Genomic DNA, 19,421 nt, shown 5'->3' on the forward strand with positions numbered 1-19,421 from the left:
GCTGGCTGAGGGTTGTAAAGCCGTTCTCACAACATTTTCGTTCAAACGGCTAAAGTGTCATCAACCCTACTCTCTCTCGCTTAGGTTGCATCCAACCGCACTATTCTGAGCTATCCCCAGCACCAAAGTGATAAGTCAGCTTCAGGGCCAGGGTATCCACGTCATTCGGCTCAATAAAATAACGGGTCGCGTTGATGCCCAGTGTCCACTGCTTAGACAGGGCATAACCGATGTCAGCCCCGGCATACAGATCGAACCCGTCACTGTCGGACTTGATCGTCTCACCCTGGTAGCGGCTTTCGAAGTCGACATCCCAGTACAGGCCGCCCAAACTCACCTCGGCCCGCCATGCTTCCTGTTGCCAGAACGCATAACCGACATCCAGGCCAAAGCCATCGGCCAGAACCGGCGTGACCTGTGCGACTTGCTGATGGTAGGCTTGCGGCGTCGCAGACATCCCGCTGAGCGTCGCACTGCCTTCGCCCATATCAACATAGCGCGCCGTCAGCGACCACTGCTCATTGAACGCATAGCCCGCGCCGACAGACCAGTACAGGTCCGTGTCTTCAGTTTTGATGACTTCTTCAACTTTCACCGCATCACGCTTGTGCGCATTGCTAAAGCCAAGATCCGTCTCCATAAACCAGGCGGCCTGACTATTGAAGCTCAGCAGCGCCAGCAGGGCGAGCCATCCGCGTTTGCCGACCCGGCGGGCAAAGCCCAGCAAGGTCAGCAGCGCAAGGGTCAACCCGCCCGTGTGACCACCGGCTTCATTTTCCACCACAACGCTGTGAGTCAGGCTGGTCTTCACCGTCACCTTCCCGGTGTCTTCCAGACCATTGGTATCGCGGATCACGTAAGTCACGGTATCTTCACCTTCAAAACCGACTTTCGGGGTATAAGACAGGCTCTGATCACTGTTAATCGTCACCGTCCCGTTTTGTGCCACGGCCGAGACCACAGTGAGCGCATCGCCATCCGGATCACTGTCGTTACTCAGTACCCGGATAACCAGCGGGGTCCGATCATCGGTGGCGACAACATCATCCACCGCAACTGGTGTCTGACTGTTCACGACATTGACCTTCACGTTGGCAAAGTCGGTTCCGCCATTGTTATCAGAGACGCTGTAGCTGATGGTCGCCACACCATAGTACTGATCTTTGGCGGTATAGCTCAACCAGTTGCCGACCACGGCCACCGTCCCGAAATCAGCGGTTGCATTGGTAACCGTCAGCGGATGACCATCGGCATCACTGTCGTTGGCCAGCACATCAATCATGATGTGACCATTGCGGCTGACAGACACCGTGTCGCTCAGTGCTTTCGGTGCTGTGTTACCGGTTGCCCTTGCCGCAACACCGCCCGGATCGACCACACTGCCATTGGCGACACCATCATCATCATTCGGACCACCATCCTGAATCGTCAACTGCACACACCAGTGACCTTCGGTCAGACCCGGCGTCCAGCTGCTGTCCCCCGGAGGCGGACAATAACCGGCTTCACCTTGTGTCGACGCCAATGTATTCTCAGCGTCCTGGACAAAGTCGACCCAACCCAGACCTTCTTTATACTTACGGTACACCGCATCTGCTGGGATCGGACGCCGCTGCGGGAAGACCACGCGATAACTTTGGCCCACTTGCGGCAGACCTGTTGCGACAAAGTCAAAGATCCCGCCAATGTTATCGGCGGTTTCATCGGCGCCCAACTTAGTTTTCACTTCGTCCTCAAGGAGCTGCGTCCCGCCGGTTTCATTACCGGCCACGGTTACCCCTTTGCGCAGGCAGACCCCCGGATCCCCTTCAACCAGATAATGAGATGTATCCGCGACATTTTCCTGAATCACATTACAATCGCTGATCGCATCCTGGTAATCCGGGATCCCATCGTTATCACTGTCGGTATGGCCTTCCTGGTTATCCGGGATCAAGTCGCCATCGCTATCCTCGTCGCCCAGAACCGCCAGCGCTGCCACCACCTCTAGATAAACATCCTCTGTCACCGACAGCGGCGTCTGACCGTTATCCGTCACCGTCAGTTGCAAGTGATAGATGGCCGAATTCAGCCCAACTGGTGAGAAGTTCAAGGTCGCCCCTTGGGTCTGCCCGGCGATGGCAGCCGCCAGTTGCGCATCATCCGCAACCCAAGCATAGGTATGGCTATCGCCAGCATTCGGATCCGTCACCGTCGCATTTACCGTCACGGTCTGATCTTTGTTTTCCACCTTACTGCGCTGATCGTCCCCTTGTTTCACGATCACACTCACCTTCGGCGCCACATTCTGCTCATAGATGGTCAGGGTGTACTGGTGCTTGCTGCCCCGGTTCAACGTGTCATCCAAAGTGATAATCAGCGTTTCAGGATCTTCCGACTCCGGATTCGCCAGGACATTAAAGGTGATTTCCCCGACAGTCCCCTCAGTTATCACCACCTCACCATCCGTCAGATCATGGTCATTCGCACCACTGCTGCCCGAGACCTGATATGGAATTGTGACCGGATACGACGGTGCCGGACCATTGAGGTGAACCTTCACGGTATGGGACGTGTCTTCGGTAGTTTCTGCATCTTTCTCGATACTGACCAGCGGATGGACAATCACCGTCTGGCTCGCTTCGGCAGTATTGCCCTGCGAGTCCTCGGTCTGCCAGTACACGGTATTCACGCCCGGACGGAAGAAGGTCCGGTTATCAGCCAGTGAAACCGGCAACGGCTTCCCGGTGCTGTCAAAGGCCACCGCCGTACCCAAGTCCACCTTAGTCGACAAGGCGGTCGCGTTCACTTCCACATCGGCGGGCGCCGTGATGGTTGGCGCATCCAGCTTGCCGCTCTCAAGGGTAACCAGCGCTTTCGCCGTCGCTTTGCCACCCTTGCCGTCGGTAATACCGTACTGCACAGTCAGGGTACCAATCTGCTGCGTTGTCAGCAGGATCTTGCCATCCTGGATGCTGGCTTGCCCGGCCGTTGGTCGGACCCAATCCAGTTGCAACGTATCCTCGTCAACATCGCTGTCGTTCCTCAACACGTCCAGGGTGAAAGTCGTTTGACCATGGGCAGTCAAAGCGAACCGATCATCCACCGCAACCGGTGCATCGTTCACGGCAGCAACGTTCAGGGTCACGGTATACGCCGCGGACGACACCTGACCATCATTCACCTGATACTGGAAGCTGTCGATACCGTTGAAGTTCGCCGTTGGCGTGTACGTCCAGCCGTTCGTCGTCGCTGCCAGCACACCGTGGGATGGTCCCGCGGTGACTTTCCGGGTCAGACTATCCTGATCCACATCCGACACCGTTGGCGTGATCGTTGCGCTGCTATCTTCATTCAGCGTGACGGTCAGCGACTCACCCACCGGCGCATCGTTGACGTTGTTCACCGTCAGATTAAAGGCAGGCAGTGATGCACTCGCCTGGCCATCGGAGACTGAAATCACAATCCCATTGGTGGTTCCGACATGGCTGTTATCCGGCGTGCCGCTGAGCGCCCCGCTGGTTGCATCAAAGTTGGCCCAACTTGGTTTGTTGGTGATGCTGAAGGTTAGCAATGTACTGTCGACATCCGTCACCTGCGGCTTGTAGTAGTAAGCCGTATCTTCGTTGACCTCCGTGGCCGGATTACCGCTGATCACCGGTGCATCGTTGACATTGTTGACCGTCAGGCTGAAGCCCGGCAACGAGGCTTTCTCTGTGCCGTCCGAGACTGAAATCACAATGTTATTGGTGATGCCGACATCGCCATTGCCCGGTGTACCGCTCAGCATCCCCGTCGCTTGATCAAAGCTGGCCCAGCTCGGCTTGTTGGCGATACTGAAGCGCAGCGTATCGGCGCTGTCATTGTCACTCACAACCGGCACAAACTGATAAGCGGTATCTTCATCGACCGCCGTCGACGGGGTGCCGCTGATCGTTGGTACGTCATTAACCCCAGCAATGTCGATCGTGACCGTCGCCGGTGTCGAATCCAGCTCGCCGTCGTTGGCAATATAGGTAAAGCTGTCCTGACCGAAGAAGTTGGCATCCGGTTGATAGGTCACCTTATTACCTGACAGCAGCACGCTGCCATTCTCCGGTGGCATCACCATCTGATACATCAATGTCGAACCTTCCACATCGCTGCCCACCAGGGTAATCGCCAGGTCCGTATCTTCCTCGCCGTTGACCGACAGGCTCTGGACACTTGGTGCGTCGTTGACCGGATTGACCGTCAGCGTGACTTCCACCGGCTCAGAGTCCAACTCCCCGTCATTGACTTTGAACTTGAAGCTGTCTGCGCCGTAAAAGTTCGCATTCGGGGTATAACGCCAGCTGTTGTCACCTAACTGCTCAAGCTCACCATTGCTGGTGCTTTCAGTAATGCTGTACACCAGAGCATCGTCTTCGATGTCCGTCCCGCCCAGGGTGAGAGTCAGCGTGGTGTCCTCATCCAGCATTTGTGCCTGGGCTATCGCAACCGGCGCATCGTTGACCGGGGTGACGGTCATGGTCACGGTGGCCTCATTCGAGACAGCCCCCGCGGCATCTTTCACGGTATAGGTGAAGGTATCCTCACCGAAGTAGTTTTCATTGGCGGTATAGACAATCGCCCCTGCCGATGTGACCTGAACCTGACCATTGACCGGTGCCCGGACAACCGTGACACTGGCTGGATTCAGACTGTCACCGTCGTCAAGGTCGACATCGGTATCATTCCCCAGCACGTTGACTTCAAACGAACCTTCTTCCAGGAGCTGAGCGGTATTATCGACCGCGACCGGCGCATCGTTGACCGGGGCCAAAGTGACCGTCACCGTCGCTGGCTCAGATTGCAAGCCTTCGCTATCAGTTAAGGTGTAAGTAAAGCTAAAGGTGCCGTTCTTGTTCAAACGTGGAGTGATCGCCAGACTGCCATCGTCCCGAACACTGACCTCAGCTTTGGCATAATTCCCCGCACCATTGCCCTGATCTTCCAGGGTGATACTTTCTGGAGTGAAGCTTTGATCTTCGATATCCGAATCATTGGCCAGAATCGTCAGCGTGGTTGCCACATCTTCATCCGTGGTCACGCTGTCATTCCCCACAATCGGACGGTCATTCACCGCACCAATATTCACCGTCACCGTAGCCGGCTCAGAAACGCCACCTTCGCTATCGGTGATGGTGTAGGTAAAGGTATCGGTACCGACTTCGTTGAGGTTTGGCGTGTACACCAAAGTCCCCGCGTCCTGGTCGATAGCCACGCTACCGATGGCAGGCTGCGTCTCAATGGTGATGTCGCCGGTCGGCTTACCATCTTCAATATCACTGGCCGCCTTACGCACCGCAAGGGCATCGGTGGCATTATCCTCCTCAATCGTCTCACTCAGGTTCGCAGCAACCGGTAAGTCGTTCACAGGTGTGATCGTCACAGTCACCGTCGCTTCTGCCGACGTATTGAGCAAAGCATCTTTCACCGTATAGGTGAAGCTGTCCTGGCCATTTTCATTGTCATTCGGTGTATAGGTCGCGACGCCATTCGCAATCGCCACTTTACCCTTGGTTGGCGCAACAACCACGGCGGCAGAAGATGGCACCATATCGCCTTCCGGATCATAGTCGTTGTCCAGCAGCTTAATGGTCACGACAGTGTCTTCGTTCGTCGTCGCTTCATCGTTAACCGTGACCGGCGCATCCGCCACCGCATTCATGGTCAGAGTCACAGTATGGACTTGAGAGGTTGCGTTTTCGGCATCAACAACCTGGAAGGTAAAGCTGTCCGCATGATTTTCACTACCGTCATGCTGATAGCTGAAGCTGCCGTCCTCGCTGAGGGTCAACTGGCCATACTGCGGCTCAGTCACCACAGACGCGGTGAAGGTATCGCCGCTGTCGCTATCATCATCCGTTGCCTTGCTCAGCAAACCATTTTCCGCTGCAACCGTCAGCGTCGCGGCTTCATCCAGGGTAAAGCTAAAGTCCTGGCCGACCGGCGCATCATTGGTATTCACAACTTCAATGCTGAAGCTGTCCAGCGTGTCTTCATCCGTCCCGTCAGAGACTTTAATTTGAATATCACTGTAATGACCAACATCCGCATCCTCAGGCGTCCCGGTGAGCGCGCCCGTCTGCGAATCGAACTCAGCCCACTCCGGCTTGTTTTCAATGCTGAAGGTGTGCGTGTCGCCCTCATCCGGGTCGGCCAGGGTCGGCTCAAAGTGATACGCCGCATCCTCATCGACTGCCGTCGCAGGCGTACCGGACAATTCCGGCGCGACGTTATATTTCTTCGTCACGGTCGCAGAAATGCTCTCCGCCGCATTCCCCGCTTCATCAGAAACGACCACCGACAACGTCAGCGTCCCCTCAGCCAAAGCGCTGACATCAACGCCTGTCACCTGTTTACTTTCAGCATCAATCGCAATCGGCGACGAGCCAGACACGCTATCCGTTCCGTCACTGACTTGATAAGTCATGGAACCCGAACCTTCCAAGCCCGAAACGGTAAAGCTCAGCGCAGCCTCATTCTCCCGGTTAATCAATGCCTGATCGACGACCACGCTATGGCCGCTCGGTAGAACCGTATCAACATTCAGAGTGAGCTGGGTTGCTGCGGTGTTGCTGTTCCCCGCCGCGTCGGTGAAAGCGCCCGCATAGATATCCAGCGTCGCATTGGTTTCACTATCCGCATCAGGCGTGAAGGTGACGGTATAACTCGTGCCACTATGAGACGTGAAATTGCTCAGGGCACCACCAACAACCGTAATGTCACTTTCGGCAAAGTCAGTGCTGGCTTCGTTCAGAGTGACGCTGATCGTCGCCTGCTCGCCTGCTTTCAGGCTGGCCTTGTCACTGCTGATGGTCACGCTCGGCAGCGCGGTATCCAGGGTGATGCTCAGTTGCGTCGCTGCGGTATTACTGTTGCCCGCCGCATCGGTGAACGTCTCCGCTGCAATATCGAATGTCGCTGGCTCACTACGATCGGCCGCCGGGGTGAACGTTGCTGTATAAGCTGTGCCGCTGCCTGCGAAGTTGCTCAGCGTACCGCCAACAACCGTGATGTCACCTTCAGCAAAGTCACTGCTGGTTTCGTTCAGGGTGAAGGTCAGCGTTGCGGTCTCGCCTGCTTTCAGACTGGCCTTACTGCTCGTCATCGAAACGGATGGGATAACGTTATCCAGGATGACCGTAGTACTGGCTGCACTCGAGGTATTACCCGCCGCATCGCTCTGGCTGGCTGACACAGTTAGCGTACCATTGTTGAACGCACTGACGTCGAACTCGCTGCCGCTGATGGTCCAGTTACCACTGCCGTCGGCAGTCACGGTACGGCTCTGGCTGTTGGCACCATCGTGAATGGTGACGGTCACGCTATTGCCCGCCTCTGCATCGGTACCCGCGATTAAGACATCGTTATCTTCGGCGGCATTGACCCGGCCATCCCCCTCAATCGGCGTGGTGATCGACGGAGCTGATGGCGCCGTGTTATCCAGCGTAATGGTGGTGCTGGCAGCACTCGAGGTGTTGCCTGCCGCATCGCTCTGACTGGCTGACACGGTTAGCGTGCCGTTGTTAAAGCTGCTGACATCAAACTCGCTGCCACTGATGGTCCAGTTACCGCTGCCGTCGGCAGTCACGGTACGGCTCTGGCTGTTGGCACCATCGTGAATGGTGACGGTGACACTATTACCCGCCTCTGCACCGGTACCCGCGATTAAGACATCGTTATCTTCGGCGGCATTGACCCGGCCATCCCCCTCAATCGGCGTGGTGATCGACGGGGCGCTTGGCGCCGTGTTATCCAGCGTAATGGTGGTGCTGGCAGCACTCGAGGTGTTGCCTGCCGCATCGCTCTGACTGGCTGACACGGTTAATGTACCGTTGTTAAAGCTGCTGACGTCAAACTCGCTGCCGCTGATAGTCCAGTTACCACTGCCGTCGGCAGTCACGGTACGGCTCTGGCTGTTGGCACCATCGTGAATGGTTACGGTGACACTATTACCCGCCTCTGCATCGGTACCTGCGATGAGCACATCGTTGTCTTCAGCGGCATTGACAATCCCGTCCGTCTCAATCGGTGTCGTGATGGTCACCGCAGATGGCGCGGCATTATCCAGCGTAATGGTTTGTGTCGCAGCCGTGGAGGTATTACCCGCCGTATCCGCTTGCGTTGCTGATACGGTGAGCGTGCCATTGTTCAGGCCGCTGACATCCAGCTCACTGCCGCTCAGCGTCCAGTTACCGGAATTATCGGCAGTCACCGTACGGCTCACCGAGCTGCTATTGTCCGTGATGGTTACGGTCACGCTGTTGCCCGACTCAGCACCGGAACCGGCGATCAGAACGTCGTTATCTTCGGCCGCGTTAACAATGCCGTCCGTCTCAATCGGTGTCGTGATGGTCACGGCAGAAGGCGCGGCATTGTCCAGGGTAATGGTCTGGGTGGCTGCGGTGGACGTGTTGCCCGCCGTATCCGCTTGCGTCGCAGACACCGTCAAGGTGCCATTGTTCAGGCCGCTGACATCCAGCTCACTACCGCTCAGCGTCCAGTTACCGGAATTATCGGCAGTCACCGTACGGCTTACTGAGCTGTTGTTATCCGTGATGGTCACGGTGACACTGTTACCCGCTTCGGCGCCGGAACCGGCGATCAGCACGTCGTTATCTTCGGCCGCGTTAACTATGCCGTCCGTCTCAATCGGTGTCGTGATGGTCACCGCAGATGGCGCGGCATTATCCAGCGTAATAGTGGTGCTGGCAGCACTCGAGGTGTTGCCTGCCGCATCGCTCTGACTGGCTGACACGGTTAGCGTGCCGTTGTTAAAGCTGCTGACATCAAACTCGCTGCCACTGATGGTCCAGTTACCGCTGCCGTCGGCAGTCACGGTACGGCTCTGGCTGTTGGCACCATCGTGAATGGTGACGGTGACACTATTACCCGCCTCTGCACCGGTACCCGCGATTAAGACATCGTTATCTTCGGCGGCATTGACCCGGCCATCCCCCTCAATCGGCGTGGTGATCGACGGGGCGCTTGGCGCCGTGTTATCCAGCGTAATGGTGGTGCTGGCAGCACTCGAGGTATTACCCGCCGCATCGCTCTGGCTGGCTGACACAGTTAGCGTACCATTGTTGAACGCACTGACGTCGAACTCGCTGCCGCTGATGGTCCAGTTACCACTGCCGTCGGCAGTCACGGTACGGCTCTGGCTGTTGGCACCATCGTGAATGGTGACGGTCACGCTGTTGCCCGCCTCCGCGCCGGTACCCGCGATTAAGACATCGTTATCTTCGGCGGCATTGACCCGACCATCGCCCTCAATCGGCGTGGTGATCGACGGAGCTGATGGCGCCGTGTTATCCAGCGTAATAGTGGTGCTGGCAGCACTCGAGGTGTTGCCTGCCGCATCACTCTGGCTGGCTGACACGGTTAGCGTGCCGTTGTTAAAGCTACTGACGTCGAACTCGCTGCCGCTGATGGTCCAGTTACCACTGCCGTCGGCAGTCACGGTACGGCTCTGGCTGTTGGCGCCATCGTGAATGGTGACGGTGACACTATTACCCGCCTCTGCACCGGTACCCGCGATTAAGACATCGTTATCTTCGGCGGCATTGACCCGGCCATCGCCCTCAATCGGCGTGGTGATCGACGGAGCTGATGGCGCCGTGTTATCCAGCGTAATAGTGGTGCTGGCAGCACTCGAGGTGTTGCCTGCCGCATCACTCTGGCTGGCTGACACGGTTAGCGTGCCGTTGTTAAAGCTACTGACGTCGAACTCGCTGCCGCTGATGGTCCAGTTACCACTGCCGTCGGCAGTCACGGTACGGCTCTGGCTGTTGGCGCCATCGTGAATGGTGACGGTGACACTATTACCCGCCTCTGCACCGGTACCCGCGATTAAGACATCGTTATCTTCGGCGGCATTGACCCGGCCATCGCCCTCAATCGGCGTGGTGATCGACGGAGCTGATGGCGCCGTGTTATCCAGCGTAATAGTGGTGCTGGCAGCACTCGAGGTGTTGCCTGCCGCATCACTCTGGCTGGCTGACACGGTTAGCGTGCCGTTGTTAAAGCTACTGACGTCGAACTCGCTGCCGCTGATGGTCCAGTTACCACTGCCGTCGGCAGTCACGGTACGGCTCTGGCTGTTGGCGCCATCGTGAATGGTGACGGTGACACTATTACCCGCCTCTGCACCGGTACCCGCGATTAAGACATCGTTATCTTCGGCGGCATTGACCCGGCCATCGCCCTCAATCGGCGTGGTGATCGACGGAGCTGATGGCGCCGTGTTATCCAGCGTAATAGTGGTGCTGGCAGCACTCGAGGTGTTGCCTGCCGCATCGCTCTGGCTGGCTGACACGGTTAGCGTGCCGTTGTTAAAGCTACTGACGTTAAACTCGCTGCCGCTGATGGTCCAGTTACCGCTGCCGTCGGCAGTCACGGTACGGCTCTGGCTGTTGGCGCCATCGTGAATAGTGACGGTGACACTATTGCCCGCCTCCGCGCCGGAACCAGTAATCAACACATCATTGTCTTCCGCGGCATTGACCCGGCCATCGCCCTCAATCGGCGTGGTGATCGACGGGGCGCTTGGCGCCGTGTTATCCAGCGTAATGGTGGTGCTGGCAGCACTCGAGGTATTACCCGCCGCATCGCTCTGGCTGGCTGACACAGTTAGCGTACCATTGTTGAACGCACTGACGTCGAACTCGCTGCCGCTGATGGTCCAGTTACCACTGCCGTCGGCAGTCACGGTACGGCTCTGGCTGTTGGCACCATCGTGAATGGTGACGGTCACGCTGTTGCCCGCCTCCGCGCCGGTACCCGCGATTAAGACATCGTTATCTTCGGCGGCATTGACCCGACCATCGCCCTCAATCGGCGTGGTGATCGACGGAGCTGATGGCGCCGTGTTATCCAGCGTAATAGTGGTGCTGGCAGCACTCGAGGTGTTGCCTGCCGCATCACTCTGGCTGGCTGACACGGTTAGCGTGCCGTTGTTAAAGCTACTGACGTCGAACTCGCTGCCGCTGATGGTCCAGTTACCACTGCCGTCGGCAGTCACGGTACGGCTCTGGCTGTTGGCGCCATCGTGAATGGTGACGGTGACACTATTACCCGCCTCTGCACCGGTACCCGCGATTAAGACATCGTTATCTTCGGCGGCATTGACCCAGCCATCGCCTTCAATCGGCGTGGTGATGGTGAGTGCCGACGGCGCGGCGTTATCCAGGGTAATGCTCTGGGTGGCCGCCGTGGAGGTGTTGCCCGCGGTATCGGTCTGCGTCGCCGACACCGTCAGGGTGCCGTTATTAAAGCCGCTGACGTCGATTTCGCTGCCGCTGAGGGTCCAGTTGCCGCCCGTATCCGCCGTCACCGTGCGGGTGGTGGTATTGTTATTGTCCGTGATGGACACCGTCACAGGGTTGCCCGCCTCCGCGCCGCTACCGGCGATCAGGACGTGATTGTCTTCGGCGGCATTAACCACACCATCCCCCTCAATCGGGGTGGTGATGGTGAGTGCCGACGGTGCGGCATTGTCCAGGGTGATACTCTGGGTGGCCGCCGTGGAGGTGTTGCCCGCGGTATCGGTCTGCGTCGCCGAGACCGTCAGGGTGCCGTTATTAAAGCCGCTGACGTCAATTTCGCTGCCGCTGAGGGTCCAGTTGCCGCCCGTATCCGCCGTCACCGTGCGGGTGGTGGTGCTGTTATTGTCCGTGATGGACACCGTCACAGGGTTGCCCGCCTCGGCACCACTGCCTGAAATCAACACATCGTTGTCTTCCGCTGCATTAACCCGGCCGTCCCCTTCGATGGGGGTGGTGATAGTGAGTGCCGACGGTACGGCATTGTCCAGGGTGATGCTTTGCGTCGCAGCGGTAGAGATATTGCCTGCCGTATCGCTCTGCACCGCCCTCACCGTCAGCGAGCCGTTGTTAAAGCCGCTGACATCCAGCTCCTGGCCGCTCAAGGTCCAGTTGCCACTGCCATCGGCATTCACGGTCTGGCTCTGGCTGTTGACACCGTCGTCAATGGTCACCGTGACACTGGCTCCGGATTCAGCGCCGGTACCAATAATCAGCACATCGCTATCTTCGGCCGCATTGACCAGACCATCGCCCTCAATCGGCGTGGTAATACTGGGTGCACTGGCGCTGGTGTCCACGGTCACCGATAAGCCTGAACTGTCTGCGATATTACCCGCCGTATCCGTCGCACGGGCCGTAATGATGTGTGACCCGGCGGTCAGTGCCGAGCTGGTAATGGTCCAGATGCCACCACTCGCCGTCGCACTGCCGACACTGCCATCGATATCGGAGATCAGTGTAATGGTGTCACCAGTAGTCCCGGAACCGGTGAATGTCGCCGTTGTATCATTGGTGACATTATCGGTATTTGAAGTACCAGTATCACTGCTGGCAGACAAGTCTGGCGTACCGGGTGCTGAAGGGGCCGTGGTGTCCAGAGTGATACTCTGGGTGGCCGCCGTGGAGGTGTTGCCCGCGGTATCGGTCTGCGTTGCCGACACCGTCAGGGTGCCGTTATTGAAGCCGCTGACGTCGATTTCGCTGCCGCTGATGGTCCAGTTGCCGCCCGTATCCGCCGTCACCGTGCGGGTGGTGGTGCTGTTATTGTCCGTGATGGACACCGTCACATAGTTGCCCGCCTCCGCGCCTGTACCTGAGATCAGCACATCGTTATCTTCTGCTGCATTAACCCGGCCGTCCCCTTCGATGGGGGTGGTGATGGTGAGTGCCGACGGTGCGGCATTGTCCAAGGTGATACTCTGGGTGGCCGCCGTGGAGGTGTTGCCCGCGGTATCGGTCTGCGTCGCCGACACCGTCAGGGTGCCGTTATTGAAGCCGCTGACGTCGATTTCGCTGCCGCTGATGGTCCAGTTGCCGCCCGTGTCCGCCATCACCGTCCGGGTGGTGGTGCTGTTATTGTCCGTGATGGACACCGTCACAGGGTTGCCCGCCTCGGCACCACTGCCTGAGATCAGCACATCGTTATCTTCCGCTGCATTAACCCGGCCGTCCCCTTCGATGGGGGTGGTGATGATCACGTCGGATGGCACTATTGTGTCAATGGTGACACTCAGCGCACTGGATGCCGGGCTTACGTTGTTGCTATCGGAAGCCGCTTTTGCTGTGATTGCGTGCGTCACACCAGCCGCAAGTGTGCTGGTCGTGATTTGCCAATTTCCATCGGTTGCGGTACCCGTACCAATAACATCGGCTCCCCCGCCGACTTGATCACTATATAAAGTAACAGTCGAACCACTCTCAGCAGTCCCACTCAACGTTAGTGTTGTATCGTTGGTGACATTATCGATATTTGATATACCGGTATCCGAGGCAGCATCCAAATCCGGTGCAGATGGCGCATCCGGCGCAGTACTCACCGTAATAAAGTTGAAGGTGTTATCGTCGCTGATCCCGGCAAAGCTGTTGCCGCTACTATCCTCCACAGCTCCCGGATCAATACGAATGGCATACGTGCGGTTGCCTGATAAATTATTGGTAGGATTTAAGTAAACTTTATCGTTGGTAATACCGATCCGCCCGGCGCCGGGAGAGGTCGTTGTCCCGTCACTTTCAGTGGCGATATTGAACACCTCAAAATCGCTGCTGTCGGTCACGTTGCGGATGGTGATGTTGCCGCTTCCCAAGGCGATATTTTCATCAAAGTCGATAATGATATTGTTACTAACAGAAACATTAGTGTCGTTATCAGCGGGGGTTGAGTTTGCCCCATCAAAAGTGGGCGGCGTACTATCCGAGGCTGAAACGGTAAAGATGATATTATCAATTCCAACCCGGCTGCCATTGGTTTCGTGAACAAAGGTATACACCACCGAAGAGACCCCGAGCCAGTCAGAAGGGGTCAGTGTCGCAATAAAATCACTTAACTGTGGATCATTTGTAGCGATGCTTTCCGCGGTACCGTTATCCGGTGTAAATACAAAACTACCCGCGTCTTGGTTAGCGAATTCTCCAATATCAAACTGGGTAATATCAATAGGCACACTGAAGGTGATCGTCCAGGACTCACTGTTATGAAATGTCCCTGCGTCCATAAAGCCCGCTGTTACCTGGACCGTATTGCCACCCGACTGAGTTGCGGTCAACGTCACTCCGTCGACGGTTGTGGTTAACGTCTGAGTATTGTCACCATTGACCGAGGTAAAGTTGAATTTGCCGGCGGCTGCATCGGCGCTAAATAAAGCAGAGATGATCAGTGCCAACTTAGTCACTTTGTGATATTTGAAAAACCCCATCAATGAAGGAGGATGGTACCTTGCCCCCGAAGTTAACAGATCAGCCTCACACACCATTTTATTTTTCATACCAACTAAACCTTCATACCCCGTCACGATATCATCCGTGAACTTTCTACCATTTCTGACGTGAACCCGATGAAACAGACTTGTCGAACATTTTCGGGTCAAGAATCATTTCTATCGTTTTCGATAAAATAGGTCTGCGTTTATTCTCGCCTGCAGACTCAAGCTTTTAACCAACCATGACCTCAAGCAAGCTCACCCTCCTGCTTGCTTTTTGAGGTCCCATTCATTTTTCAAAAATCGCATTCAAATAGCGCAGCGATGAGCGAGTCACCTCATCTATATTGAATGTATCAACAACGCAATTTTGAAAGGCAACCCGTCAAACAACAGCCCGTTGCCCTGTATTCTGATGCATCATCATATCTCTGTATTGTCACTTCCCACATTACAAATCATGGCTAACTGCGCGGCGGATATACTCCCCTCAATGCAATCAGCCAGTTGATCGGCAGCACCGGACTAATGATGCCGACTGGCTCGTCATTGCCGGTACTACCGATTGTGACCAAACCGCCAACACTGCCATCACCGGATACAGTCAGTCCTTGTATTTCAGTCAGACTCACTCCCCCTAACCCCGGTGATATGTAGTTGTCACTGGCACTGCCCGCCGCGAGGTAAGTGCCATTGGAAGGCACTGAAGATATCCCGACGTTAGTGGCCACCTCCAGCTTTCCCGTAACACTGGTGCCGCCTGTTGGCGTAAACGTGGCTGTATGGCTATGCGCGGGTAACTGTGAGACCTTAAGGGTGACTCGCTCTTTCCCCATTTTGAGCCCCTGCGGATAAGTAAGGCCGCCGGACATCGTGCCTTGCCCTACCGGGCTGCGACCGCGTAAATCGGGTAAACCGAAGGTGGTACGGGCATCTCCGCCATAAATAGAACCGATAATAGAAAAGAGTGCTGTATTTTGTGCAATGTCCTGGAGCTGCCCTGAACACATTGCCCAGTTTTCGATTGTATAAGTGCCGCCAAAAGGCACCATAGCACCAATATAAGAATCCGCAGCCATATCCGTTTCTCCTGTGTCTTTTTGTTACCTTGAAATCACATGGTGAATCACAACCTATCCACCTTGCATCCATTTTTGTGGGTGATCATAAAAATCTAAATAACTCATTTATCGATAGCGACTGCTGACATCCAATATCGAAAAAACCACATCGACTAAACCAGGGCAACAAAAACCGACCGGTAAAACAAACACATTCGGCAAATCATTTGGCCTCCAATTTATATTTCAGTGTCCCATGATCATTACACCGGCGATAACATCATCCCGGCATCCATCCCGTATAAGAGAGAAAAACGATAACCATCAAAAATCCCCTGTGGGGTCGCAATAATATCCAGCTTGACCGCACCATCTTTCGTCGCAACCACCACACCAGAATTCAGTCCCACTTCAATCACAGTACCCGGCGGTAGACCAGCGACACTCAATTCCTGTTTGCTCGCTTGAATAAGCTGAATATCATGAGTATGAAAACGAATCCGAATACTTCCGAAATCCCCACACCCAGCCCGGGCCATATTGACGATGTCTGATGCGGTATGTTCTTCCCAGTTCACCATCGAATCTTCCGGTTGGGGAAAAGGTGCGGATGGATACACACGATTGTTCTGTTGCCGCCATTCAACTGTGCCGCTTTCCAATTGATTCATGAATTGATGCAACAATTGCGGGATCAGCTGAGCACTTTTTTGATAAACACACACCAAAGTTTCAAAAGGATGAATCGGCATCTCAAGCTGCGCACCAATTTCACCCGAATCAATTTCCGGGGTGACCCGATGCACCGTCAACTGAGTACAGGAAATACCGTCTCTGACTTGCCAATACAGCGGCATAGGCCCTTTGTACTGAGGCAAGTCACTGGGATGGATATTATAAATATCCTGATGAAAGTAATTGATCAGCGCTGTACTGATCTTATGACGGAATAAATAAACGATGCCGTAGCGTGCCGAGGACGCATCCAGAGCAGCAATGAAAGGAGCAACATTGTCAGCCGAATACTTGAGCACTGTTATCTCCAGCTGATTTAAAGCCTGAGTCAATTGCATCAAATCAGGATTTGGCTCTGCATCGACCAACACAACGCACGCTAGACGTCCCTGCGCCTGTAAATACTGGATAGCCGGTAACGAAAAGCTACTCCCAGTGAAAAATGCAAATTTCCCTGTCATGCTCGATTATCCTTTTGTTGCAACAAAGCCAGGGAGGCCGGTGAGTTGGTAATAAAACTGCACCGTTTCTCCGCTCCGTACGACAAAGTTCTGAGAACTGGTCACCCTAGGTTGCATGTCCACATAAAAGCTCATATCCGGACAAGGATGGGTGATCCCGGAATCATACGGACCGACAGATTCCCCAGCGAAAGTCTCGATATGGGCATAAATCGCCAGGATCCGATCTTTCATATCTGCAACACCGCTCGGAATCTTCACTTGATTCGCCCGAATGACTTTGACGCCGCTTTGCAACTCAATTTCTGCCATACCCAGCAAGCTGGATTTGGTGATTTTGAAAATTTCGCCTAGCTCAACACGGTCGGCTTGGGCTTGTTCTGAAATATTGTCGGAATGGGCATATTTCGCTGTTTGCCATTGCTGGTTAAACTCGGTTTCACCATGAACCAGCATCCCACGAACGGAGATCTCTGCCGGAATGAGTGAGCCGTCAACACTTAAAAAAGGCACCAGATGCTTAGCAATACTGAGCTGCCCTTCTTTGGTAAACCCATGCTGCATCGCTTCTAAAATCAACAGATCGAACGACTGCTCAGGCTGGAAGGCTGTCGCATCCGCTTCGGCGAGCTGAGCGACATAAGCATCCAGCCCCAAATCCGAGACTAACTGGTGAAGGGTCTGAATCGCACCGGGTTGCACATCCACCAACGTTAATTGGATTTGCTCACTGGAGAAAACCGCCTTCTCCTGGTAGTACTGCAGCAACGGAAGCATCAGCGGTGCAAAAGGCCCACAAGCCGGATAAAGTATATGAATGCTTTCTTTGTGGGCTAACTTGGCTCGGATTGCCTGATCAATACCCCGAGTAAACCCTTTGACCCGGTAGATGTCCTGAATCGTGGTGCGGCAGTTTAAAGGCGACATCACTAAGCCCGTCGACCCGATATACTGCCTGGTTAGCACTTCCTGCGACAGCCCGGCCAGTGCCATCGACTGAACCGCGCATTGATACATATTTTCAAATAACCGGGTTAAGGTTTGATGATCGGTTTTCTCTTGCTGCAACACCGTCGTAATCGTTTCGGTAAAGCTCTCGCGCAGTAAACAGCGCCGTTGCCAATCGGTGAGTTTCTCTTTGGTTAAAGCTTCAAGTTGCTGCCTGACGGAGTATTGCAGCAAAGGATCAAGCGCAGGTTCGGCATAACCAAACGCAAGCCCCGGCTGTGATGCTGCGCTTTCTTTCATTCCTGAATTACCACGCATCTCTGCTCGTTTCATTTCCATCGCTCTTCATCCTTCAAGCTCGGATTTTCATTTGAAACTGGCTGGTCATCTCCAGCTCTCACCAACCAATCCCAACTTATTGACCTTTTCATCGCTTGGGTTGAGTTTCTATCATTTCTAGCGGCGTCGTTGTATTACACGACATTACACGAAGCCTAAATTCACCAACCCGAAACCACATTAAATAAACGTCCGTGAGTCAGTTAGCGTCGTGAAGCCCCCATAGACAACATGACACAGCAAGCAGCACCACGACGTGACAGGGGTCGGTGCTTGGACATACCTTGCTCGCAATTACCGACAGCAAAGCACAACTATGCATACAATGTTAGTTCATCAACTTTCAGAGGCAATTCATTTTTGATATGAATCGTTATTGATTGATATATCTGCAAAGCTGATCACATTGGGAGCAATATCACATAATGTATTGAGTCCCTGAGCAGAAGATCTGGCATATACCAAAGGTGAATTTACTCGGGCTGGATCTCCTATCGGATGTACTTGAACGCCTGAAATGCCGGCTTCCATCCCCGCTGTCACCTATCAACGAAAACCTGCTAGCCATCTTTACCGACAAACTGGTAATATCGGCTTTCAACAAAATCCCAAATATCAAGAAGAGAGTGATTCCTATGGGACGCAGTTTTGAAGTCCGTAAAATGTCAATGGCAAAAACCCAGGGTGCCAAGATCAAAGTCTATTCAAAGTACGGTAAAGAGATTTACGTCTGTGCCAAGAATGGTGGTATTGACCCTGACAGCAACCTGTCATTACGCCGCCTGATGGAAAAAGCGAAAAAAGATCAGGTTCCTGGCCACGTGATCGACAAAGCGATCGACAAGGCGAAAGGCGGCGGCGGTGAAGACTTTGCAACTGCGCGTTACGAAGGGTTCGGCCCGGGGAACACCATGGTGATCGTGGACTGTCTGACCGATAACAATAACCGTACCTACATGGACGTGCGCCAGGCATTCGTGAAAAACAATGCGAAAATCGGTGCGCCGGGTGCCGTTGGCCACATGTTCGAGCACCAGGCCGTATTCCAGTTTGCCGGTAACGATGAAGAAGCGGTACTGGAAAACCTGATGATGGAAGATGTCGATGTTGCTGACATCGAGTGCGAAGAAGGCGTGATTACCGTCTTTGCCCCGCACACTGAATTCTTCAAAGTGAAAAACGCGCTGGCAGCTACCATGCCGGATGTGAAACTGGACGTTGAAGAGATTTCTTTCGTTCCACAAACCATGACCCCGGTCGAAGGTGACGATGTCGCCGCATTCGAGAAATTCCTCGATGCGCTGAACGATTGTGACGACGTCCAGAACGTCTACCACAACGCTGAACTGCCAGCCGAATAAGCAAAGCTTCGCTTTGTGCCCATCATCCGCCTGCCAAACAGGCGGATGATGTTCTTCCTTCTTGCTTTCCCCTCTTTCTTGCGTCACCGTTCCCTGCACCCTGCACAAGAATAGCGCGTCGGCACCGCGATAGTGCAACCGCATCTCCCGGATAACTCCCGTTCCCGCATTTCCGTACGCCCGCTGCTTGAATCGATGCCTTTGCACCGGCTAGCGCCGACACATTGAGCCTAATCCCCAGATTTCACAGAACTTTTCACTTCTTCGG

5 protein-coding genes are annotated in these 19,421 nt (G+C 54.8%); 1 reads left to right on the top strand and 4 read right to left on the bottom strand.

Going from position 1 to position 19,421, the window contains the following annotated elements:
* Nucleotides 1–100 precede the first annotated feature (100 nt).
* The 4 genes from NH461_RS22585 to NH461_RS22600 form a co-directional block, all read right to left on the bottom strand.
* The gene (locus NH461_RS22585; RefSeq protein WP_261603211.1) at nt 101–14,314 is read right to left on the bottom strand and encodes an Ig-like domain-containing protein; all 14,214 of its coding nucleotides are present in this window, start codon (nt 14,312–14,314) and stop codon (nt 101–103) included.
* Between the two features lie 398 nt (nt 14,315–14,712).
* Entirely contained in the window at nt 14,713–15,327 is a 615-nt protein-coding gene (locus NH461_RS22590; RefSeq protein WP_261603212.1) for a phage tail protein, read from the bottom strand.
* 245 nt (nt 15,328–15,572) lie between these two features.
* Nucleotides 15,573–16,505 (bottom strand): methionyl-tRNA formyltransferase, encoded by a 933-nt coding sequence (locus NH461_RS22595; protein WP_261603213.1) that lies wholly within the window; start codon nt 16,503–16,505, stop codon nt 15,573–15,575.
* 6 nt (nt 16,506–16,511) lie between these two features.
* A complete protein-coding gene (locus tag NH461_RS22600; protein ID WP_261603214.1) occupies nt 16,512–17,792 on the bottom strand; it encodes a hypothetical protein in 1,281 nt (426 codons plus the stop codon).
* Nucleotides 17,793–18,427: 635 nt separating this feature from the next.
* Between NH461_RS22600 and NH461_RS22605 the strand changes: the two genes are divergently transcribed.
* Nucleotides 18,428–19,153 carry a YebC/PmpR family DNA-binding transcriptional regulator gene (locus NH461_RS22605; RefSeq protein ID WP_261603215.1) on the top strand — a complete coding sequence of 242 codons (726 nt, stop codon included), beginning with the start codon at nt 18,428–18,430 and terminating at the stop codon, nt 19,151–19,153.
* The last annotated feature ends 268 nt before the right edge of the window (nt 19,154–19,421 follow it).

The organism is Photobacterium sp. TY1-4, from assembly GCF_025398175.1.
Classification (GTDB): Bacteria; Pseudomonadota; Gammaproteobacteria; order Enterobacterales; family Vibrionaceae; genus Photobacterium.

Bases quoted from the DNA above. Each gene is read 5' to 3' on its own strand.
- NH461_RS22585 (WP_261603211.1), bottom strand. From the start codon at position 14,314: ATGAAAAATAAAATGGTGTGTGAGGCTGATCTGTTAACTTCGGGGGCA.
- NH461_RS22590 (WP_261603212.1), bottom strand. From the start codon at position 15,327: ATGGCTGCGGATTCTTATATTGGTGCTATGGTGCCTTTTGGCGGCACT.
- NH461_RS22595 (WP_261603213.1), bottom strand. From the start codon at position 16,505: ATGACAGGGAAATTTGCATTTTTCACTGGGAGTAGCTTTTCGTTACCG.
- NH461_RS22600 (WP_261603214.1), bottom strand. From the start codon at position 17,792: ATGGAAATGAAACGAGCAGAGATGCGTGGTAATTCAGGAATGAAAGAA.
- NH461_RS22605 (WP_261603215.1), top strand. From the start codon at position 18,428: ATGGGACGCAGTTTTGAAGTCCGTAAAATGTCAATGGCAAAAACCCAG.